The 20,125-nt window shown below is 75.0% G+C and carries 18 protein-coding genes; 13 read left to right on the forward strand and 5 right to left on the reverse strand.

What is annotated here, in order from left to right:
• The first annotated feature begins 43 nt into the window (after positions 1-43).
• Positions 44-712, forward strand: coding sequence for a hypothetical protein (locus VF202_11360; GenBank protein ID HEX7040707.1), 669 nt, complete (start codon positions 44-46; stop codon positions 710-712).
• Positions 713-718: 6 nt separating this feature from the next.
• Here VF202_11360 and VF202_11365 read toward each other — a convergent pair whose 3' ends face one another.
• Together VF202_11365 and VF202_11370 are read right to left on the reverse strand one after the other, a co-directional pair.
• On the reverse strand, positions 719-1,501 hold the full coding sequence (locus tag VF202_11365; protein ID HEX7040708.1) for an EAL domain-containing protein: 783 nt from the start codon (positions 1,499-1,501) through the stop codon (positions 719-721).
• A gap of 196 nt (positions 1,502-1,697) precedes the next feature.
• Positions 1,698-1,844: a hypothetical protein gene (locus VF202_11370; GenBank protein ID HEX7040709.1), complete on the reverse strand. Its 147-nt coding sequence runs from the start codon at positions 1,842-1,844 to the stop codon at positions 1,698-1,700.
• A gap of 142 nt (positions 1,845-1,986) precedes the next feature.
• On the opposite strand from VF202_11370, the gene VF202_11375 reads away from it, so the two are divergent.
• Positions 1,987-2,181 (forward strand): hypothetical protein, encoded by a 195-nt coding sequence (locus tag VF202_11375; GenBank protein HEX7040710.1) that lies wholly within the window; start codon positions 1,987-1,989, stop codon positions 2,179-2,181.
• Between the two features lie 86 nt (positions 2,182-2,267).
• Positions 2,268-4,712: a tetratricopeptide repeat protein gene (locus tag VF202_11380; protein ID HEX7040711.1), complete on the forward strand. Its 2,445-nt coding sequence runs from the start codon at positions 2,268-2,270 to the stop codon at positions 4,710-4,712.
• Between the two features lie 19 nt (positions 4,713-4,731).
• On the opposite strand, the gene hemL is transcribed toward VF202_11380, so the two are convergent.
• The gene (gene hemL, locus VF202_11385) at positions 4,732-6,030 is read right to left on the reverse strand and encodes a glutamate-1-semialdehyde 2,1-aminomutase (protein HEX7040712.1); all 1,299 of its coding nucleotides are present in this window, start codon (positions 6,028-6,030) and stop codon (positions 4,732-4,734) included.
• Positions 6,031-6,140: 110 nt separating this feature from the next.
• Between hemL and VF202_11390 the strand changes: the two genes are divergently transcribed.
• From VF202_11390 to hemG, 10 genes are read left to right on the forward strand one after another with little or no spacing between them, the layout of a single operon-like run.
• Positions 6,141-7,298, forward strand: coding sequence for a glutamyl-tRNA reductase (locus VF202_11390; GenBank protein HEX7040713.1), 1,158 nt, complete (start codon positions 6,141-6,143; stop codon positions 7,296-7,298).
• A complete protein-coding gene (gene hemC, locus VF202_11395; GenBank protein HEX7040714.1) occupies positions 7,295-8,200 on the forward strand; it encodes a hydroxymethylbilane synthase in 906 nt (301 codons plus the stop codon). Before VF202_11390 ends, hemC begins: the two co-directional genes overlap by 4 nt.
• Complete coding sequence (locus VF202_11400; GenBank protein HEX7040715.1) at positions 8,197-8,970, forward strand: uroporphyrinogen-III synthase; 774 nt, start codon at positions 8,197-8,199, stop codon at positions 8,968-8,970. Before hemC ends, VF202_11400 begins: the two co-directional genes overlap by 4 nt.
• Entirely contained in the window at positions 8,967-9,971 is a 1,005-nt protein-coding gene (gene hemB / locus VF202_11405; protein HEX7040716.1) for a porphobilinogen synthase, read from the forward strand. Before VF202_11400 ends, hemB begins: the two co-directional genes overlap by 4 nt.
• Complete coding sequence (locus VF202_11410; GenBank protein ID HEX7040717.1) at positions 9,968-11,125, forward strand: HAMP domain-containing sensor histidine kinase; 1,158 nt, start codon at positions 9,968-9,970, stop codon at positions 11,123-11,125. The genes hemB and VF202_11410 overlap by 4 nt, the downstream gene beginning before the upstream one ends.
• A complete protein-coding gene (locus tag VF202_11415; protein HEX7040718.1) occupies positions 11,122-11,889 on the forward strand; it encodes a response regulator transcription factor in 768 nt (255 codons plus the stop codon). The genes VF202_11410 and VF202_11415 overlap by 4 nt, the downstream gene beginning before the upstream one ends.
• Entirely contained in the window at positions 11,886-12,920 is a 1,035-nt protein-coding gene (gene hemE, locus VF202_11420) for a uroporphyrinogen decarboxylase (protein HEX7040719.1), read from the forward strand. Before VF202_11415 ends, hemE begins: the two co-directional genes overlap by 4 nt.
• Positions 12,917-13,888 (forward strand): oxygen-dependent coproporphyrinogen oxidase, encoded by a 972-nt coding sequence (gene hemF / locus VF202_11425; protein ID HEX7040720.1) that lies wholly within the window; start codon positions 12,917-12,919, stop codon positions 13,886-13,888. Before hemE ends, hemF begins: the two co-directional genes overlap by 4 nt.
• On the forward strand, positions 13,885-15,087 hold the full coding sequence (gene hemH / locus VF202_11430) for a ferrochelatase (GenBank protein ID HEX7040721.1): 1,203 nt from the start codon (positions 13,885-13,887) through the stop codon (positions 15,085-15,087). Before hemF ends, hemH begins: the two co-directional genes overlap by 4 nt.
• Positions 15,084-16,538: a protoporphyrinogen oxidase gene (gene hemG, locus VF202_11435; GenBank protein HEX7040722.1), complete on the forward strand. Its 1,455-nt coding sequence runs from the start codon at positions 15,084-15,086 to the stop codon at positions 16,536-16,538. Before hemH ends, hemG begins: the two co-directional genes overlap by 4 nt.
• A gap of 34 nt (positions 16,539-16,572) precedes the next feature.
• On the opposite strand, the gene sppA is transcribed toward hemG, so the two are convergent.
• Both sppA and pepF read right to left on the reverse strand, forming a co-directional pair.
• Positions 16,573-18,249 carry a signal peptide peptidase SppA gene (sppA, locus tag VF202_11440; GenBank protein HEX7040723.1) on the reverse strand — a complete coding sequence of 559 codons (1,677 nt, stop codon included), beginning with the start codon at positions 18,247-18,249 and terminating at the stop codon, positions 16,573-16,575.
• The gene (gene pepF, locus VF202_11445) at positions 18,246-20,048 is read right to left on the reverse strand and encodes an oligoendopeptidase F (protein HEX7040724.1); all 1,803 of its coding nucleotides are present in this window, start codon (positions 20,046-20,048) and stop codon (positions 18,246-18,248) included. Before pepF ends, sppA begins: the two co-directional genes overlap by 4 nt.
• Positions 20,049-20,125: the final 77 nt, after the last annotated feature.

The following is a 20,125-nucleotide window of genomic DNA, read 5'->3' on the forward strand; positions in this document are numbered from 1 at the left end:
CAGGGGGCGGCATAATGCTTGTCGACCTAGGGAGATGGCAGAGGTGAGGCAGTTCACGCTCTCTGCGTTCTTCGGGTTCCGCGGTCGCCCGATGAGGGTGATCACACAGGTGCCGAGGGACGCGATGACACGTGAGCACTGGTTCGCCGAGTCGGGCCTCGAGGCCAGCCTCACGACCGAGGAGCTGAGGATGCTCAGGCGCGAGCGCTACCTCTACGACCCCGAGACGAACACGATCCACCTCGACCTGGAGGACGCGACCGGCAAGCTGGTGCTCGACGAGGCCGGACGCCCCGTCATGGAGGCCGAGCGCGACACCGAGACGGGAGAGCTCCGCTCCCTGCGCTTCCACCTGCCGCAACCCGAGGGCGTGGAGCTCACGGTCGGACCGGACGAGTCGTCGCCCGGCGCCGTCGACCTCTCCGCGCTCACGGCGGACCACAGGTTCGACAGGCGCGGACGTCCCACGTACACGCGCTACCGCGACGAGTCCGGACGGGTAGTCGAGGAGCGCTTCTACACCTACGACGCTCGCGGCTTCCTCGCCAGCGTCATGCGGCTCAGCCCCAGCGCCGCGCTGCGGGTCCTGTTCGAGTACGAGGTGGACGGACCCGGCAACTGGACGACGAGGCGGGCGCTGCGCCGCGACCTGATGAGCGGCGCCGAGGCGCTCAGCGTGGCGCTGCGCGAGATCGCGTACTGGCGTCAGTAGTCGGGGTCAGAGGTGCAGGTCGGAGTCGCCCTCGGCGAGCAGCAGCGCGCCGAGGTGCAGGCGGACGGCCTTGGCCGTCGCCGCCTCGACCTCCGGCAGCCGCGGCTCGTAGAGCGGCGGGACCGGGTCGGGCCGCGGGTGACCGATGCCGAAGCCCTGCACGTGGGTAGCGCCGAGCTCGCGCAGGCCGTCGCACAGCGCGGGGTCCTCCACGCCCTCGATGACGACCACGGGGAAGCGCTCGCCGAGCTCGCGCACGAAGCGCTCGAGCTCCCGGCGCCGGCTGCCGTCGGCGAGGCCGCCGGTGACGCTGCGGTCGACCTTGACGCCGTCGATGAGGTCGGCCGAGGGGATGCGGTCGGCGGCGTCGCGCTCGGTGACGTCGTCGAGCAGGAGCGCGCCGCAGCGCTCGCGCAGGGCCGCGAGGCTGTTCCACAGGCGCCTGGCGTCGCCGAAGCGCTGCTCGGTGAGCTCGATCCTCAGGCGCTGCCTCACGTCGGGCAGCAGGCCCTCTAGGCTCGCCAGTGTCTGGGGGTGGGTCACCTGCGCCGGGCTGAGGTTCACCGACACGCTTACGTCGTCGTGCTCGGCCAGCGTGGCCGCCACGCGCTCGATGCTGAAGCGCGTGAAGACGTCCTGGCGCTGCTCGGAGAGCCAGTGCGGCAGGACCTGCAGGGGACCGCGGACGGTGCCGTCCAGGAGGTGCCAGCGCACGAGCGCCTCGACCCAGATGGCCTCGGGCTCGCTGAGGCTGACGATGGGCTGGTACTGGAAGCCCAGTTCGTGCAACGGGGGCATGCTGTTTCTTTCAGGCACTATGCGGCCCCTCTGAGGGCTTCCGTGGTCGAGAACGTGGGGGCAGGGACGGCCGCGGCCTCGCGGTGCCCTGCTGCTTGGCCGGTCGCGCTGCGAGCCCGTGCGGGCTCCCCCCGTCGGTCAGCGCGCCGGAGCGGTCAGGCGGGGTGGGGTAGGGAAGACGGCGGGCTCAGCCGGGATCCCAGTCGCCCCTCTGGCCGCCGCTGTCGGCGATCGTGGCGTTGGCGGTGAAGGCGTTGGTGACCTGGACGGAACCGAAGGCGAGACCGAGGACGGTGAGGGCGACTGCGACTGCACGAGCGACCTTGTTGAACATGAGTACCTCCTGAGATGGATGAAAGGTACATCCGGGGGCGCTTCAAACCCGCTTCAGTGCCTCGCAGCGTCGCCGTACCCGAATGATGCGCCGCTGAATCGGCGCGCCGCCTAACGTGGCCGCACTACCAGGGAGGTAGGCAGTGGAAAGAGCTGAAGCACTCGCGCGTCTGCAGCGCTCGACTAGGTTCCAGTTCGTTGGGGAACGGCTGGTCGTCCGGGAGGTCGCGCTGCTCAGGTCGATCGCGGCGGCGGAACGGGTCGAAGAGGAGAACGGGGTCGCGGCGCGACGCGCCGACGTGGACGCCACCGCGCCGCTGGGGCTGGCCGCGGCGTAGGCCGCGCCGCTCGTCCGCGCGCCGTCGCGCGGCGAGAAGCGGTTCACCTGAACTAGGCCACACCTCGGCGGCGCTATCCTGGCGGCATGTGGCTGCCGCGCGTCGCCGAGGCCGTGATCGGGTCCGACAGGCCCGTCGCCCTCGTGGGCGGCGAGCCCTTCGGCGTGCCTTTCGTCATCGAGTCGCTGCGGCAGCACGGACCGCTGGCGTGGTTCGACCTCGACCCCTGGGGCGACCAGGTCGCCCAGGGCAACGCGCTCGCGCGGGCCGTCAACGGCGAGCTCTCCGCGCCGCTGCTGACGCTGGCGCTCCCCTACAGGTCGCACCTGGCGGCGCTGGCGCGCTACCGCGCCGACCTGAGGCCGCTGAGGTTCGCGGTCACCACGCCCGACCTCGAGCAGCCGCTCATAGGCGACCTCCTCGACCTCCACGGCAACGGCTACGCGGTCGTCCTCGACGTCAGGAGCCCCGTGGCGGGCCAGCGCGAGGTGCTGGACCGCTGCCTCGTCCTCGACGAGGAGTTCTTAAGCGTCACGCGCGAGGAGGCCGCCGCCATCGTGCCCGGGGGCCTGGGCCGTCACGCGGTCGAGGAGCTGTGGCGCGCCTCCGGTGGCCGGTTCACCGACCTCACGACGGCCGCGCAGCAGGCGGCCGGCCTGCCGCGGCTCCACGTGCCGTCGCCGGGCGGCCCGCTCCTGCCGGAGGCCGTGCCCGAGCTCGTGGACGTCAGGCAGGCGGTCTACGCCTACATGCGGGAGGGCGACCCCATCTCGGCGCTGGAGCTCGCCGTGCTCAAGGCGCCCGACCTCGTCGACGACCTGCTCAAGCACGCCGGCCCCCGCTTCCAGTCCGAGGGCCTGCTGGGTCGCCTCCACGTCCTCCTCTCCGCCCTGCCCGAGTCGCACGCCCACGGCGAGCGGGTCCTCGAGTGGCGGGTGGTCGCCGGCGTGGCCGCCAACGACTACCAGGCCGCGCTGGCCGACGCCGACGCCTACCTCGCCGCCCACCTGGCGCCGGCCCTCCGGGCCCGGCGTGCCGGCACGCTCCCGCAGGACGAGGGCTTCGCGATGGCCGAGCAGGCCGCCGCGGCGCGCAAGACCCCCCTCACGCTGTGGCAGTACGGCCGGCTGCACCCGAACGACGAGAAGGCCGTGGAGATCCTGCGGGACAGCGTGCGGCTGGCCGAGGAGCAGGGCAGCGCGTACGACGTGGCGCGCAACGCCTCTACGCTAGCATCGCGCCTCCTGCACACGGGCGAGTACGCGCGCGCGGCGAGCTGGGCGCGGTGGGCCCTCGACGTCGTGGACCGAGAGCAGCTCCAGGACGGCAGCAGGCGGCTGATGATCATCAACCAGCTCGCCATGGCGCGCATCATGGCGGGCGACCTGTTGGGCCTGCGGAACACGCTCGAGGACGCGCAGGCGCTCGTCGAGGGGAGCCTGCCCAACCTCGCCGTGGCGTTCCGCAGCACGCTGGCCCTGCTGGAGCTGGCCGAGGGCCGCCCCGCCGAGGCCGTGGAGCTCTTCAGCGCCACCTACCAGGCCAGCCAGCGCCGGCACCGCGCCCGCTACGGCTACCAGCTCGTGCGCGCCCTGCTCGAGCTGGACCGCGTAGCCGAGGCCAGGAAGGTCGCCGACGACGCCTGGGAGGTCGCCTCGGCCGGGGAGGGCCACGAGCGCAGCCTGGCGGCCCTCGCCAGGGGCATGGTGGGCGCGGTGACGGGTGAGCCGACGGCGACGGACGACCTGTTAGAGGCGCTCCTCGCCAAGGAGCTCGTCGCCGAGCAGCGCCTCACGGCGGCGCTCTACTACCTGCTCGCCAGCGGCGGCGCGGCGCACAACGTGCCGCGCGAGCTCGTGCCCGTCCTGAGCGGCCTGAGCCGCACCGGCCTGGCCGTGCTCAGCGGCCCGGCGCGGGCCTTCGAGCGCGTGTGGGCGACCCTGTCCGCGCCGCGCGCCCCGCTGTCGTTCCGGTTCCTGGGCGGCTTCGAGTGCCGCCTCGACGGCGAGGAGGTGCAGCTCCCGCCGCGGCTCGCCGAGGCGGCGCTCGCGCTCGTGCTCCATCCCGACGGGATCACCCGCGACGAGCTCAACGACTTCCTCGTCTCGGAGGGCAACGCGCCGTTCACCAGCGGCGGCATGCGCAGCCTCGTGACGCGTCTGCGCCAGGTGCTGCCGGTGAGCGACGCGCCCTACCGCTTCACGGTGCCGTACGAGGCCGACGTCCTGCAGGTCGAGGAGCTGATCAAGGCCAGCCGCATACGCGAGGCCGTGAGCCTGATGCGGGGGCCCCTGCTGGCGCAGAGCGACGCGCCCGGCGTCGTCGACCTGCGCTGGGAGGTCGAGGAGGAGCTCAGGCAGGCCGTGCTGCTGGCCGGCGACGCCGACGCCCTCTACGACCTGGCCGAGCGCCTCGGCGACGACCTCGAGTTCTGGCAGGCGGCCGCGGCCGCGCTCTCGGCGGGCGACCCGCGGCTGGCGCTGGCCAGGGCGCGCGTGCGCCGGCTCGAGGAGTCGTACGGGCTGTCCTGAGGTCGCGTCGCAGCGCGCCTCAGCCTTGCAGCGCGGCGAACGACGCCGCGGCGGCGTCCACGACGGCGGCGATGTCCTCTCGCGTGTGCGCGGCCGAGACGAAGGCCGCCTCGAACTGGCTCGGCGGCCAGTAGACGCCCCTCTCGAGCAGGCCGTGGAACCAGCGCGCGAAGAGGCCGAGGTCGGACCGCTTGGCGCCGTCGAGGTCGCGCACGGGCCCCGGGGTGAAGAACACCGTGACCATCGAGCCCACGCGGTTCACCGTCACCGCGATCCCGGCCGCGTCAGCCCCGGCGCGCAGGCCCCGCTCGAGCGCGGCCGACGCCTCCTCGAGCCGGTCGTAGAACCCGACCTCGGCGTCGATCGCCTCGAGCGTCGCGGCGCCGGCGGCCATCGCGACGGGGTTGCCAGACAGCGTCCCCGCCTGGTAGACGTCGCCGGCTGGCGACACGCGGTCCATCAGCGCGGCCGGGCCGCCGTACGCCCCCACGGGGAAGCCCCCGCCGATCACCTTGCCCCACGTCACCAGGTCGGGCTCGAGCCCGAACCTCTCCACGGCGCCGGCGCGGGCGAGGCGGAAGCCCGTCATGACCTCGTCGACGACCAGCAGCGCGCCGTGCTCCCTGGTAAGGGCCCGGACGCCTTCCAGGTAGCCCGGCTCGGGCGGCACGACGCCCATGTTCCCCGCGACCGGCTCGAGGACCACGGCGGCGACCTCGCCGCGCCGCGAGGAGAGCAGGCGCTCGAGGGCCGGCAGGTCGTTGTAGGGCGCCACCAGCGTGTCGCGCGCGACCGCCTCCGGCACGCCCGCGCTCGACGGCACGCCGGTGGTCAGGGCGCCGGAGCCGGCCTGCACGAGGAACGGGTCGGCGTGCCCGTGGTAGTTGCCGGCGAGCTTGACGAACGCGTCGCGGCCGGTGACGGCGCGCGCCAGGCGCAGCGCGCTCATCGTCGCCTCCGTGCCGGAGTTCACGAAGCGCACGCGCTCGCAGAGCGAGTACCTGTCGAGGACCAGCTCGGCGAGGCGGACCTCGCGCGGGCTGGGGGTACCGAACGCGACGCCGTCCTCCAGCGCCTCGCGGGTCGCGGACACCACGGAGGGGTGCGAGTGGCCGAGCAGGTGCGGGCCCCAGGCCCCGACCATGTCGACGTACTCGTTGCCGTCGACGTCGTAGACGCGACTGCCCCGGCCCCTCGCCATGAACACCGGGCTGCCGCCCACCGCTCCGAAGGCGCGCACCGGCGAGCTCACGCCGCCGGGCATCAGGCGGCGGGCCCTCTCGAACAGCGCGCGCGACGTCTCGTGGCTCCTTGGCATGGCGGGCATGTTGTCACATGCCGGGCCGCGGCCGGCGTCAGCGTGAGCCGCGGCCACAGGCTGACACTTCCGTGACAAACCTCAGCCGGGACGCGCTTAACATTCGCCGCGTGGAGCGGCTGGCCGTCATCGGCGTGTCACATTCCCGCGGCGGGCCGGAGGCCGTGGCCGCCTTCCAGGCCTGCTACCGCGGACCGCTGGACGTGGCCCGCCTGGGCTTCCCCGAGGCCGTCGTCGTGGCGACGTGCAACCGCTTCGAGGCCGTCGTCGCGCTGCCCCCAGGCGTGAGCGCGCGGTCGGCGCGCGCGGCGCTGCCGCCGGCCGACGGGCGCTACGAGCCCGCCTTCGCCTTCGCCGGCGACGCCGCCGTCGAGCGACTCATGCGGGTCGCCGCCTCCCTCGACTCCATGAACCCGGGCGAGGACCAGGTGATGCGCCAGGTGCGGCGCGCCTACGCCGAGGCGCAGGCCCGCGGCACCACAGGTCGCCTCACCAGCTTCGCCTTCGAGCAGGCCCTCAAGGCGGCGAAGCGCGTGCGCCGCGAGGTGCCGCTCGCGCCGCTCAACACCTCGCTGTTCACGCTGGCCCTGCCGCGGCTGCGGGAGCTGCTGCGCCCGGGGGACGGCGTCGCCGTGCTCGGCGCCGGCGAGATGGGCAGGGCCGCCGCCGTGGCCCTGGCGCGCGCCGGGCTGGGCCTCGACCTACTCGTCGTGAACCGCGACGCCGTCCGGGGCGGGGCGCTGGCGGAGGAGGTCGGCGGGCGCTGGACGCCGCTCGACGCCTTCCTCGGGGAGCCTCCCGCGGTGGCGGCGGTCGTGTGCGCGACGCCGCGACGGGACCTGCTGAGCGCCCCCGTGCTGGCCGCCATGCCGGACCTGCGGGTCGCCGTCGACCTCGGCACGCCGCCGAACGTCGACGCGGGCGCCGCGCGCTCCCTGGGCGTCGAGGTGATAGGTCACGCTGAGCTAGAGGCCGCGGGTCGGCGCCGGCGCGAGCGCCTCGCCGCCAGGCTGGCGCGCGCCGAGGCCGTCGTGCTCGAGGAGCTCGACGCCGCGCTGGAGGCCTGGACCGAGCGCGAGCTCGCGCCGGCGATCGGTCGGCTGCGCGCGCACTACGTGGACACGATCAGGGGCCTGGTGGCGCCCGGCGACGCCGAGCGCCTGGCGAGCCGCTTCGCGCGCGCGCCGCTCAAGGGCCTGCGGGAGCTGGCCAAGCGCTACGGCGTCGGCGCGGCCGAGGCGTTCGTGGCGGCCATGGAGGAGAAGTGATACGCATCGCGACGAGGTCCAGCGCGTTGGCGTTGTGGCAGGCGCGCCGGGTCCAGGAGCTGCTGGCAGCCGCGGGGGTGCGCTCCAGGCTGGTCACCGTGACGACGGAGGGGGACCGCGACCACAGGCCCTTCGCCCAGCTCGAGGGCAGCGGCTTCTTCACGAAGGCCGTCCAGGAGGCCGTGCTGCGCGGCGAGGCCGACGCGGCCGTCCACTCCTACAAGGACCTGCCCAGCGCGCCGGTGCCGGGCCTCGTGATCGCGGCCGTCCCCGAGCGCGCCGACCCCCGCGACGCGCTGCTGTGCCGCCGCGAGGCACACGACCCGGGCGCGCCGGGGCTGCCCGTCGCGGCCGGCGCGCGGGTGGGCACGAGCGCCTCGCGGCGCCGGGCCCAGCTCGCTGCGCTGCGCCCGGACCTCGTGCAGGCCGACCTGCGCGGGAACGTCCCGACCCGCGTGGGGAAGCTGCGGTCCGGCGACCTCGACGCGATCGTCGTGGCCAAGGCCGGCCTGGACAGGCTCGGGCTCGACCTCCGCGACCTCGCCTGCGAGGTGCTGGAGCCGGAGGTGCTGATGCCGGCGCCGGCGCAGGGAGCGCTGGCCGTGGAGACGACGCCGGAGCTGGCGGACGCGGTCGGGGCGATCGACGACCCCGCCGCGCGGCGCCGCGTCGCCGCCGAGCGCGCGCTCATGGCCCGCTTCGACGCCGGCTGTCAGCTCGCCCTGGGCGCCGTGGCGCGCGAGACGGGCGGTCGGCTGGAGCTGAGCGCCTGGTACGAGGGCCGGCGCGCCAGCGCCACCGCCGACGCACCGGAGGAGGCGGCCGCGGCCGTCTACGCGCTGCTCACCGGCCGCTCCGGGGAACCGGGCGTCGCGCCGCTCGCCGCCGGGAGGGCGCCGTGAGGGTGGGCCTCACGCACTCGCGCGGCGCGCTGCCGGGCCTGGACGCGCGCCTCGCCGCCGCGGGCCTGACCGTCGAGTGGCAGCCGCTTGTCAGCACCGAGCCGCGAGGCGCGGCGGCGCTGGTCGAGGAGGCGGGGAGGCTCGTCGGCTGCGACTGGCTGGTGTTCCCGAGCCGCTCCGCCGTAGGCGCGTGGTTCGGCCACGCGCTACCCGCGCTCCGCTCCGCTTCGCCGGCGGCCGCGGTCCGCCTCGCGCGCCAGCGCGCCGACGGCGGTCCGTCGCTGGCCGTCGTCGGCGCGGGCACGGCGGCGGAGCTGCGCGACTGGGGCCGCGCGGCCGACCTCGTCGGCGGCGGCGACGCCCGCTCCACCGCCGCCGCGCTGGTGGCCGTGACCGGCGCCGGCGAGCGCGTCGGCCTCGTCCAGGGCGCGCTGGCGCGCCCGACGCTGCGCTCGGAGCTGGAGCGGGCGGGGCGAGAGGTGGTAACCGCGACCGTGTACGACACGATCACGCGTCCGTGGGCGGGAGAGCCGGCCCACGTGACGGTCTTCGCCAGCCCCTCGGCCGTGAGGGCGTTCGGCGGCGCGGCCCTGCGCCGCACGCGCCCCGTGGCGATCGGGGAGGTCACGCTGGCCGAGCTCGCGCGGCTGGGCCTGGAGGCGACGGTCGCGGCCCGGCCCGACGGAGCTGCGGTGGCCGAGGCCGTGGAGCGGGCCGCCGCGGTCGCCGGCGTCCCGGACCGGTCCGCTGGCGGGGAGGCGCGTCCGTGACGCTCACGAGGGCGCGCGGGCCCGCCGTCAGGCCGCGCCGGCTGCGGGCGACGCGGGCGCTGCGCGACGCCGTGGCCGAGACCGAGGTCTCGCCGCGCCACCTCATCGCCCCGCTCTTCGTCACGTCGGGTGAGCCGGGTCCGGTCTCCGGCATGCCCGGCGTCGAGCGCCACGCGCCCGAACGGGCGCTGGCCGCGATCGAGGAGCTCCTGCGCCACGAGGTGAGGACCGTGCTGCTGTTCGGCGTGGTCGAGGAGCCCGCCAAGGACCGCCTGGGCAGCGCGTCGCGCGACCCGGGCGGGCCGGTCCCGCGCACGCTGGCCGCCGCCAGGCGCGCGTTCGGCGACGACGTCGTCCTCGTCACCGACGTCTGCCTGTGCGGCTACACGGACCACGGACACTGCGGCGTGCCGGCCGCCGGGCCGCGCTTCGCGGTCGACAACGACGCCACGCTGCCGCTCCTGGCGGCGATGGCGCTGGCGCACGCCGAGGCGGGCGCCGACCTCGTCGCCCCCTCCGACATGATGGACGGCCGCGTCGGCCACATCAGGAGCGAGCTCGACAGGGCCGGCCACGAGGGCGTGGGCGTGCTGTCCTACGCCGTGAAGTACGCCTCGGCGTTCTACGGGCCGTTCCGCGAGGCCGCCGGCTCCTCGCCCGAGCACGGCGACCGCTCCGGCTACCAGATGGACCCGCGCAACCGGCGCGAGGCGCTCAGGGAGGCGCGGCTCGACGTGGCCGAGGGCGCCGACATGCTGATGGTCAAGCCGGCGCTCGCTTACCTCGACGTGATCCGCGACGTGCGCGCCGCCACCGACCTGCCCCTCGCCGCCTACAACGTCTCGGGCGAGTACGCGATGGTGAAGCACGCGGCGGCGGCGGGCGCGCTCGACGAGCCGCGCGCGGTGCGCGAGACGCTCATGGCGATCAGGCGGGCGGGCGCCGACCTGATCATCACCTACCACGCCCTCGACGCCGTGCGGGGAGGATGGCTGTCATGACGACCAAGCACCTCCGCCGGCGCGCCCGCTTCACGCAGTGGGCCTTCGGCTTCGTCGTCGTCTTCACCGTGGCCCAGGTGGCGTGGTGGCTGTGGTTCCAGGCCGACTACATCGGCCGCGTCACGGACGCGACCGAGGCCGCCTGGCGCGACGACGCCGCGCTGGCCGACCGCATCGCCGCGATCGAGCCGGCGGCGATCGACGAGCTCCTCGCGGCGCACCCGCACCTGCGCTACGAGGACGGCCGCTTCGCCGTCGACCAGCTCCGCCTCGAGGCCTTCGTCGACGAGCAGCGCAGCGCCCTGAGGATGTACCGCTACGAGGGCGTCTTCTTCCTGCTCATCGTCATGACCGGCCTCGTCCTCCTGGCCAGGAGCCTGGCGGCGGAGCGCGAGCTCGAGCGGCGCCAGCACAACTTCCTCCTCGCGGTCACCCACGAGTTCAAGACGCCGATAAGCGCCATGAGGCTGCTGATCGAGACGCTGCAGTACCGGAAGCCGTCGCCGGAGCGGCTGGAGGAGTACCTGCGCCGCATGGACCGCGAGCTCACGAGGCTCCAGCACTCCAGCGACCAGGTGCTGGCCAGCGCCAGGCTCGAGCAGCTCGCGCACCAGGGCGAGGCGAGGCGCGAGGACCTCGACAGGCTGGTGCCGGCCCTCGTGGCCAAGGTGCGCGGGTCCTTCGAAGCGCGCGGCGCCCGGCTCACGGTCGAGCCGGCGGGAGAGCCGCTGGAGGTGCGCGCGTCGCCCGAGGCGTTCGAGCTGGTGCTCACGAACCTGCTCGACAACGCCGTGAAGTACAGCCCGGGCGAGGAGAAGCCGGTGCTCGTGAGGCTGGCGCGGCGCGGCGACCAGGCCGTGCTCGTCGTCGAGGACGAGGGCGTCGGGGTGCCGCCCGCGGAGGCCGACAAGGTGTTCGAGAGGTTCTACAGGCCCGGGAGCGAGATGACGCGGAGGAGCCGAGGTGTCGGATTGGGTCTCTACCTGGTGAGGAGCAACGTCGAGATGATGGGCGGTCGCGTGGCCTGTCAGCCGCGACCCGACGGGAGGAGGGGCACCCGCTTCACGGTGACGCTGCCGCTCGCGCCGGCGGCCGACGCGGCGCCGGGACTGCAGGGCGCCCCGGTCGGCCAGGCGGCGGGGAGGTCGGCGTGACGGGGCTGGCGGCCGAGGGGACGCGGCCCGCCGCCTCAGTGCTAGTGGTCGAGGACGAGCCGGCCCTCGCCGAGGTGCTCTCCGAGAACCTCGTCGAGGAGGGGTACGACGTGACGGTCGCCGGCGACGGGGCCGAGGCGCTCGCCGCCTGGCGGCGCGAGACGCCCGACCTGGTGGTCCTGGACGTCATGCTGCCGCACGTCGACGGCTTCGAGGTCTGCCGCGTGCGGCGCGCCGAGGGCGACTCGACGCCGGTGCTGTTCCTCAGCGCGCGCGGCGAGGCCGTGGACCGCATCACCGGCCTCGAGGCCGGGGCCGACGACTACCTGACGAAGCCGTTCCACCTCCACGAGTTCCTGCTGCGCGTGCGCGCGCTCCTGAAGCGGACGCTGCCCGCGCCGGCGCAGCGCCTGGCCTTCGGCGGCCACGTCGTCGACTTCAGGACCTGGACCGCGAGGCTCGACGACGGCCGCGAGGTCCAGCTGTCCGAGCGCGAGCTCGGCATCCTGCGCGTGCTCGCCGAGCGGGCGGGCGAGGTCGTCAGCCGCGACGAGATCATGGACCGCGTCTGGGGCGACGACACCTTCCCGAGCAGCCGCACGATCGACAACTTCATCGTGCGCCTCCGGCGGCACTTCGAGCCCGACACCGACGAGCCCGTCTACATCCACACCGTGTGGGGCGTCGGCTACCGCTTCACGCCGGACGCCACGCCGGCGTCGTCGGCCGGGCCCGAACGAGCGGGAGAGGAGCGTCCGGCGTGAGCGTCTACCTCGAGACCCTCAGGGGACGGGACGGCGAGCGCGCGCCGGTCTGGTTCATGCGCCAGGCGGGCCGCTACCTGCCCGAGTACCGGCGCATTCGCGAGAGGCACTCGTTCTGGGAGATGGTGCGCACGCCGGAGCTCGCCGCCGAGGTCACCCTCCAACCGGTCGAGCGCTTCGGCGTGGACGCGGCGATCCTCTTCCAGGACATCATGTCGCCGCTCCCGGACATGGGCGTGGAGGTCGAGTTCGCGCCCGGCCCCGTGATCGCCAGGCCCGTGCGCGACGCCGCGTCGGTCGCCGCCCTGCGCGTGCCGCCAGCGGGGGAGGTGGCGCCCTTCGCCGCGGAGGCCGTGCGGCTCGCCTCCCAGGCCTCGCCGGTGCCGGTCATCGGCTTCGCCGGCGCCCCCCTCACCCTGGCCGCCTACCTGGTCGAGGGCGGCGGCTCGAAGGACTTCGCGACGTTCCGGGCGTTCCTGCGCTCCGAGCCGCTCGTCGCGGAGGCGCTGCTGGCGAAGCTCGCCGACGTGGCGGTCGGCTACCTCGCCTCGCAGGTGGCCGCGGGCGCCAGGGCCGTGCAGCTCTTCGACTCGTGGGCCGGCCTCCTGGACCGGCGCACCTACGCCAGGCACGGGGCGCCGCACCTGCGGCGCATCGTCCGCGCCGTGCGCGACCTGGGCGTGCCGGTGACCTACATGGCCGTCGGCGCGGGACACCTGCTCGAGGAGGTCGCCGGCCTCGGCTGCGACGCCGTCAGCGTCGACTGGCGCACGCCGCTGCGCGCGGCGCGGCGCCTCCTGCCCGGCAAGGCCCTGCAGGGCAACCTCGACCCGGCGGCGCTGTTCGCCCCGCGCGAGGCGCTGCTCGCGGAAGCGCTGCGGGTCCTCGACGAGGGGCGAGGCGGCCCGCACGTGTTCAACCTCGGCCACGGACTGCTCCCCGGCACCGACCCCGACGCCGTCGCCGCCGTCGTCGACCTCGTCAAGGGCTACGCGCGTCGGCCGGCGTCCGCGGCGGAGGTGGGGGCGTGAGCGCGCCGTGGGACTCCGCCGCGGCGCGGCGCGTCGTCGACCTGGTGAGGGGCGCGCAGGGCGAGATCGTGGCGCGCTTCGAGGGGCTCGAGGAGCGGGCGCGTTTCCGCCCTCACACCTGGGAGCGGCAGGGCGGCGGTGGCGGCACGGCGATGGTGCTGCAGGACGGGGAGACGTTCGCCAAGGTCGGCATCAACGTCTCGGCCGTGCACGGCGCCGAGGTGCCGGCCAGCCTGGCGGCCGTCCACCCCGAGGCGGCCGGTAAGCCGTTCTTCGCGACCGGCCTGTCGCTCATCGCCCACGCCGTGAACCCGTACGTGCCGTCGTTCCACGCCAACTACCGCTACTTCGAGGTCGGCGACCTGTGGTGGTTCGGCGGCGGCGCCGACCTCACGCCCAACTACGGCTTCGAGGAGGACGTGCGCTACTTCCACGGCGTGCTCAAGGCGCAGTGCGACGCGCGCGACCCGGCGCTCTACGACGAGCTCAAGCGGCGCTGCGACGAGTACTTCTACCTCCCGCACCGCCGCGAGACGCGGGGCGTGGGCGGCATCTTCTTCGACCAGCTCACGCCGCCGCGCGAGCTCGCCGCCGCCGGCGCCGACGGCGCGCCCGGCGGACCGCTCTGGGAGGCCGACCTGGCGTTCGTCGCCAGCGGCCTCGCGGCGATCCCCGAGGCGTACCTGCCGCTCGTCGCGAGGCGGCGCGCCGCCCCTTACGGCGAGCGCGAGGTGGCGTGGCAGCGCCTGCGGCGCGGGCGCTACGTGGAGTTCAACCTCGTCTACGACCGCGGCACGCTGTTCGGCCTGCAGACGGGAGGGAACATCGAGGCGATCCTCGTCTCCCTGCCCCCGCTGGCCGCCTGGGCCTTCGACCACCGGCCCGAGCCCGGCAGCCCCGAGGCGCGACTGGCCGAGTACCTCGTCCCCCGCGACTGGCTGGGGACCCGCCGACAGGAGACGGCATGAACGAGACGGACACGGCGTCCGCGGGTGTGGACCGCGGGGAGGCGCGGGGCGACGAGCGCGGCGCGTCCCGCGGGGCACAGCGGGGCGAGCCCCGCCGCCCCACGGGCATCGTGATGCTGAACCTGGGCGGCCCACGGGACCTCGACGAGGTCGAGCCGTTCCTCCTCGAGCTCTTCGCCGACGAGGAGATCATCCAGCTACCGGCGCAGCGCTGGCTGGGGCCGTTCATCGCCAGGCGGCGCGTGAGGTCGGTGCAGGCGAACTACCGGGACATCGGCGGCGGCAGCCCGATCCTCGACTGGACGACCAAGCAGGGGCGCGGCATGTGCGAGCGGCTCGACAGGATCTCGCCGCAGACCGCTCCGCACCGGTTCTACGTGGCGTTCCGCTACGCCAAGCCGAAGAGCGAGGACGCGCTGGCCCAGATGAAGGCGGACGGCGTGACGCGCGCCGTGGCCTTCACGCAGTACCCGCAGTTCTCCTGCGCGACGACGGGCAGCAGCCTCAACGAGCTGTGGCGCGCCGCGCGGCGGCTGGGCATGGAGGGCGACTTCGCCTGGAGCGTCATCGACAGGTGGTTCGCCCACCCGCGCTTCGTCGAGGCGATGACCGAGACCGTGCGCGCCGGCCTGGCGGGCTTCGCCCCCGAGGACCTGGCCGACGTGCTCATCGTCTTCAGCGCCCACAGCCTGCCGATGAGCGTCGTCAACCGCGGCGACGCCTACCCGGCCGAGGTCGGCGCGACCGTGCACGAGGTCATGAAGAGGCTCGGCTACGCGCACGAGTACCTCGTCAGCTACCAGTCCGAGGTGGGCCCGGTGCCGTGGCTCGGGCCCTCGACCGAGAGCGTCGTCAGGGAGCTGGGCGCGAAGGGGAGGCGCAACGTCCTCGTCGTCCCCGTCGCGTTCACCAGCGACCACATCGAGACGCTCCACGAGCTCGACATCGAGTACGGCCACCTCGCCGCCGAGGTCGGCATCACGAACTACCGCCGCGCCCCGGCCCTGAACGACGCGCCGCTGTTCCTCGACGCCCTCGCCGCGATCGTCGCCGAGCACCTGGCGGCGGGCGAGGCCTGCTCGGGACAGTACGGCCTGAGGTGCCCGGGCTGCGTGAACCCGCAGTGCCGCGACCTGCCGAACGCCGTCGCACCCTACCGGCGCACGCCGGTGGGTCCGCGCGCCCGCGAGGCGAGTTGACGCCCAGCGCGAGCGAGCGGGACGGCGCGGGCGAGCCGCGGACCGCCGCGGCCGCCGGGCAAGGTCAGAGGGCCGGCGCCGCGCCGGTCGACGTCCTCGTCGTCGGCGGCGGCCTAGCCGGCCTCGTCACCGGGTTCTGGGCCTCGCGCCTCGACCCCTCTGCGCGCGTCGTCGTGCTCGAGGCCGCGGCGCGCGCCGGGGGCAAGGCGTCCACCGTGGAGGTGGACGGGTTCGCGGTAGACACCGGGCCCGGCACGCTGTCTCTCGAGCCGGAGGCGACCGCCCCGCTCCTCGAGGCGCTCGGACTGGCGGGGGAGGCCCTGGACCCGGCCACCGACGTCGGCCGCCGGTACCTGGTGAGGAACGGCCGCCTCGTGCCCGTCCCCTCCGGCCCGGGCGGCTTCCTGGCGTCGCCGCTGCTGCCGTGGCCGGCCAAGGCCTGGGCGCTGCTCGAGCCGACGCGTCCGCCCGCGACCGGCGACGAGACGGTGCACGACTTCCTCGCCCGCCGCTTCGGGCCGGGCGTCGCGCGGGTCTTCGGCGAGGCGCTGGTCTCTGGCGTGGCGGCCGGCGACCCCCGCGACCTCAGCGTCGCCGCGCTCTTCCCCCAGCTCAAGGCGCTGGAGGCGCGCGCCGGCAGCCTCATCAGGGGCATGGCGGCCGCGCGTCGGGCGGGGGCGCCGCCGCGGCGCACCGTGGCCCTGCGCGGCGGGATGCGCCGCCTGCACGAGGCGCTCGCCTACGCTCTGGGCGCGCGGCTGGTCACCGGCGCGGAGGCCGCGTCGCTGCGGACCAGGGGAGGCGTCTACGAGGTCGCGTCGCTCGACGGCCGGACGTGGACGGCGCGGTCGGTGGTCCTGGCGACGCCGGCGTACGTCACGGCGCGGCTCCTGGAGGACACGGCGCCGGAGGCGGCGAGGCTGCTCGGGGAGGTGCCCTACGCCCCGGTCGACGTCGTGGCCCTGGGTTACCGGCGGGAGGACGTCCCGCCGCTCGCGGGCTTCGGCTTCGTAGCGCCGCGCGGCCAGGGCGTGAGGAGCCTCGGGGTCATCTACGCCTCGGCCATCGCGCCCGGCCTGGCGCCCGAGGGGCACGTGCTCCTCAGGGCGATCGCCGGCGGCGCGCTGGACCCGGGCTTCGCCGACCTGGAGGCCGGCGATAAGGTCGAGGCGGTGCGGGCCGACGTGCGGGCGGCCCTGGGCGTGACGGCCGAGCCGGTCGTCGCGCACGTCGCCAGCTGGCCGCGGGGGATACCGCAGTACCGCCTCGGGCACCTGGAGAGGCTGGCGGCGGCCGAGGCAGACCTGGCGCGGCTGCCCGGCGTGCGGCTCGCCGGCGACGCCTACCGGGGGCTCGGCGTCGTCGACAGGCTCAGGGAGGGCCTGCGCGTCGCCAGGGAGCTGACGGCCGGACGCGCGGCGGCGCCCACCGGCGCGTCCCCGCCCGGCTAGCCGGGCCGCCGCGGCGGCCCCGCCCGCGGTCGTCCTAGCGGAGCCGCAGCGACACGTCTGGCACCAGCAGCGCGCGCTCGGCGAGCAGGGGGGCCACGGACGCGAGCGCCTCCTCCGGCCCCTCGCCGGCCGGCAGGACCAGCCGGGCGGGCGCGTGGACGTCCCACACGTCGGCGTCCTCGTGCAGGCCCGCCAGCTCCTTGGCCAGGGCGATCGCGTGCCTCACGTCTCCGAGCTCGTCGACGAGGCCGACCTCCAGCGCGTCGAGGCCCGTCCAGATGCGCCCGCGACCGATCTCGTCGACCCGCTCCCTGCTCAGGCGCCGGCCCGCCGCGACGCGGCTCACGAACCTGTCGTAGACCTCGGCGATGTAGCGCTCCATCAGCCCGCGCTCGTCGTCGTCCCAGCCTCGCGACGTGCGCATGAGGGTCGCGAAGCGCCCGCGCCTCAGCACCTCGGGGTTCAGGCCATGGCGCTCGTTGAACTCCTCGAGCACGAGCTTGCCGGCGACGACCCCGATGGACCCGGTCAGGGTCGCGGGGGAGGCGACGACCCTGGTGGCCGCGGCGAGGACGTAGTAGCCGCCGCTGGCGGCGAGCCGGCCCATGACAGCGACCAGCGGCATGCGCTCGGCGATGCGCCTCACCTCGCGCCAGATCAGGTCGCTCGCCAGCGCCGAGCCGCCGCCGGAGTCGACGTGGAGCACCACGGCCTCGGTGTGCGGGTCCCTGGCGGCGGCGCGCAGTGCCCGTACCAGGGTCTCGCTGCCGGCCATGGTCCCGCCGAAGATCGGCAGGGGAACGGGCGAGCGGCGCGAGCGGCCCGTGACGATGGTGCCCTCCAGCGAGACGACCGCGACCCGTCCGCCAGGCGGGCGCGGCCGGCTCGGCGCGAGGGCCGCCGCCCGCTCCGCGGGCACGTACCCGGCGCCGACGACCTCGTCCTCGTAGGCCACGCGGTCGACCATGCCCAGCTCGAGCGCGCGCCCGGCGCTGGTCACGCCCTCCTCGATCCAGCGCCTCACCTCGTCCGGGGGCCGGCCGCGCCCCGCCCCGACGGCCCCGAGGTAGTAGCGCTCGACGCCGTCCAGGACGGCCTCGTACTGGCGGCGCTGCGCCTCGCTCATCGCCGGGAGCGCGAGCTCGTCGCCGGCGTTCTTGTACTCGCGGATCGCGAGCTTCTCGAACCTGATGCCGGCGCGCCCCAGCGCGTCGGCCACGAACGTCGCCCCCAGGGCGCTGCCGTGCACCCACAGCTCGGCGCTCTCGGGCACGACGACCTCGTGGGCCGCCGAGACCACGAGGTAGCCGGCCATGTCGAGGGCCGGGGCGACGGCGACGGTGCGCTTGCCGGCGCCGCGTAGGCGCGCGACGAGGCGCCGCAGGGCGTAGGCCGCGGCGAGGTCGACGCTCAGCTCGTGAACGCGCAGCACGACGCCCTCCAGCGACGGGGAGCGGCACAGCGCGTCCACGGTCTCGGCCAGCTCGGCGAGCGAGGTCTCGCGCCGGCCGGAGGCGAGGGCCTCGAGGGAGAGTAGCCGGCGCGGGGGCCTGCGCTCCGGGTAGCGCCCGGTGAGCTCGAGCACCGCCCAGCGCGGGCGCGGACCGGGCAGCGCGGCGACGAGGGCGTCGCGCACCCGCGCCGCGGCGTTGCCGAGGGCTCGCCCGGCCTCGCGCAGCGCCGGTGACGTCCCCCGGCCCGGCGGGGTCATGCGCCGGCGAGGCGCTCGAGCTCAGCCACGTGCCCCTCGAGGACGGCGAAGGCGCGCTCGATGGGCTCCGGGGTCGTGAGGTCGACGCCAGCGGCGCGCAGCGCGTCGATGGCCGGCAGCGAGCTGCCGGCGCGCAGGAAGCCCAGGTAGCGGTCGACCGCGCCCGGCTCGCCCCCGTAGACGTCCTCGGCGAGCGCCGCGGCGGCCGAGATCCCCGCCGCGTACTGGAACGTATAGAACGGTATGTACAGGTGCCCGAACTCCGCCCAGGTGATCCCCACGCGCTCGTCGGCGCGGATGTGCTCGCCGTAGCCCTCCTGGAACAGGTCGCGCATCAGGCCCACGAGCTTGTCGGCCGTGAGCCCCTCGCCGCGTGCCGCCGCCTCGTGGACGGTCAGCTCGAAGCGCACGAGCGTGGGCATGACGAAGAAGTAGCGGTGGAAGTTCCCGAACGCCTCGTCGAGCACGTCGAGGCGCTCGTCCGGCTCGGTGAAGCGGGCCAGGAGGTGGCGGCGCACCAGCGCCTGGTTGAAGTTCGAGGCCGTCTCGGCCGCGACCATCGACACGTCCGTGTACGGCAGCGGCTGGGCCGAGTCCATGAGGACGTCGTGCATCGCGTGGCCGAGCTCGTGCGCCAGGGTCGACAGCGAACCCAGGTCCCCGACGAAGCTCATCATCACCTGGGGCGTGCAGCCGTAGGCGTGCGAGCAGAAGGCACCGTCGCGCTTGCCGCGGTTCGGGTAGACGTCGACCCAGCGCTGCTCCAGCAGGCCGCGGCGCAGCGGCTCCACGTAGTCGGCGCCGAGCGGCGCCAGGCCCTCGAGTACCATCTCCACGGCCTGGGGGTAGCTGATCTCCATGGGCCGGCGCGACAGGGGAGCGAAGACGTCCCACTCCTCGAGGCGCTCGACGCCCAGCAGCCTGCGGCGCGCCGCCCAGTAGCGGTGCCACACCGGCAGCTTCGCCTCGAACGTGTCGACGACGGCGTCGAGGACGCTGCGGGGCACCTCGTACGGCTCGAGCTCCTGGGCCACGGTGTCCGCGTAGCCGCGCGCCCGCGCCGTGTACACGGCCTGCTTGACGCGGCCGACGTAGAGCTCGGCGAGCGTGTCGGCGAAGGAGAGGAAGCCGTCCTTGTAGGAGAGGTACGCGGCCTCGCGCACGGCGCGGTCGCGCGAGCCCTTGAGGGCCGGGTAGGTGCTGCGCTCGACGACGTACTCCTCGCCGTTCACCCGCGCGGGCTCGAAGCGTATGTCGCCGTTGGCGAGGCTGTTGTAGGCGCGCCCCACGGCGCCGAACGGCTCCGACAGACCCGACAGCAGCTCCTCGACCTCGGCCGAGCGGACGTGCGGCCGCATCACCTCGAGCCGCTCGAAGTACCGCCTGAGGTAGGCGAGGCCCGGCTCCTCGCGCATGAACTCCTCTACCTTCGCGGCGCCGAGCCCCAGCAGCTCGGGGCGCACGAAGGCCAGGCGCTGGCTCGCCCGAGCCGCCACGGCGGCGAACTCGCCGGCCTTGCGACGGGCCTCCTGGTCGTGCTGGTCGACGCTGACCGGCAGCGTCGCGTAGTTGCGGAGCCGCTGCATCGTCTCCAGGTAGCCGAAGAACAGCTCGAGGAACGAGGCGAGCGTGGCGGCCGACTCGCCGAGGCGTCCGCGGTAGCCGGCCAGGGCCTCGACCTCGCCGGCGACGCGCTCCAGGTCGGCGCGGTAGGCCTCCTCGCTGGCGTAGAGCACGGAGAGGTCCCAGGTGTAGGCGGCATCGACCTCGTGGCGTGAGGGGAGCGTCTTGACTGCCATGCCCCCGAGTGTAAGGGGGCCGCCCGCTTCCGCGGGCCGTCGCGGGGCCGGCGCCGCCGCAGACCCGGGCGCTGGCG

Source organism: Trueperaceae bacterium, from assembly GCA_036381035.1.
In the GTDB taxonomy this organism is placed as follows: domain Bacteria; phylum Deinococcota; class Deinococci; order Deinococcales; family Trueperaceae; genus DASRWD01.

Coding starts and splice junctions, on each gene's coding strand:
- VF202_11370 (HEX7040709.1), bottom strand. CDS start 1,844: ATGTTCAACAAGGTCGCTCGTGCAGTCGCAGTCGCCCTCACCGTCCTC.
- VF202_11380 (HEX7040711.1), top strand. CDS start 2,268: ATGTGGCTGCCGCGCGTCGCCGAGGCCGTGATCGGGTCCGACAGGCCC.
- hemL (HEX7040712.1), bottom strand. CDS start 6,030: ATGCCAAGGAGCCACGAGACGTCGCGCGCGCTGTTCGAGAGGGCCCGC.
- VF202_11410 (HEX7040717.1), top strand. CDS start 9,968: ATGACGACCAAGCACCTCCGCCGGCGCGCCCGCTTCACGCAGTGGGCC.
- hemH (HEX7040721.1), top strand. CDS start 13,885: ATGAACGAGACGGACACGGCGTCCGCGGGTGTGGACCGCGGGGAGGCG.
- sppA (HEX7040723.1), bottom strand. CDS start 18,249: ATGACCCCGCCGGGCCGGGGGACGTCACCGGCGCTGCGCGAGGCCGGG.
- pepF (HEX7040724.1), bottom strand. CDS start 20,048: ATGGCAGTCAAGACGCTCCCCTCACGCCACGAGGTCGATGCCGCCTAC.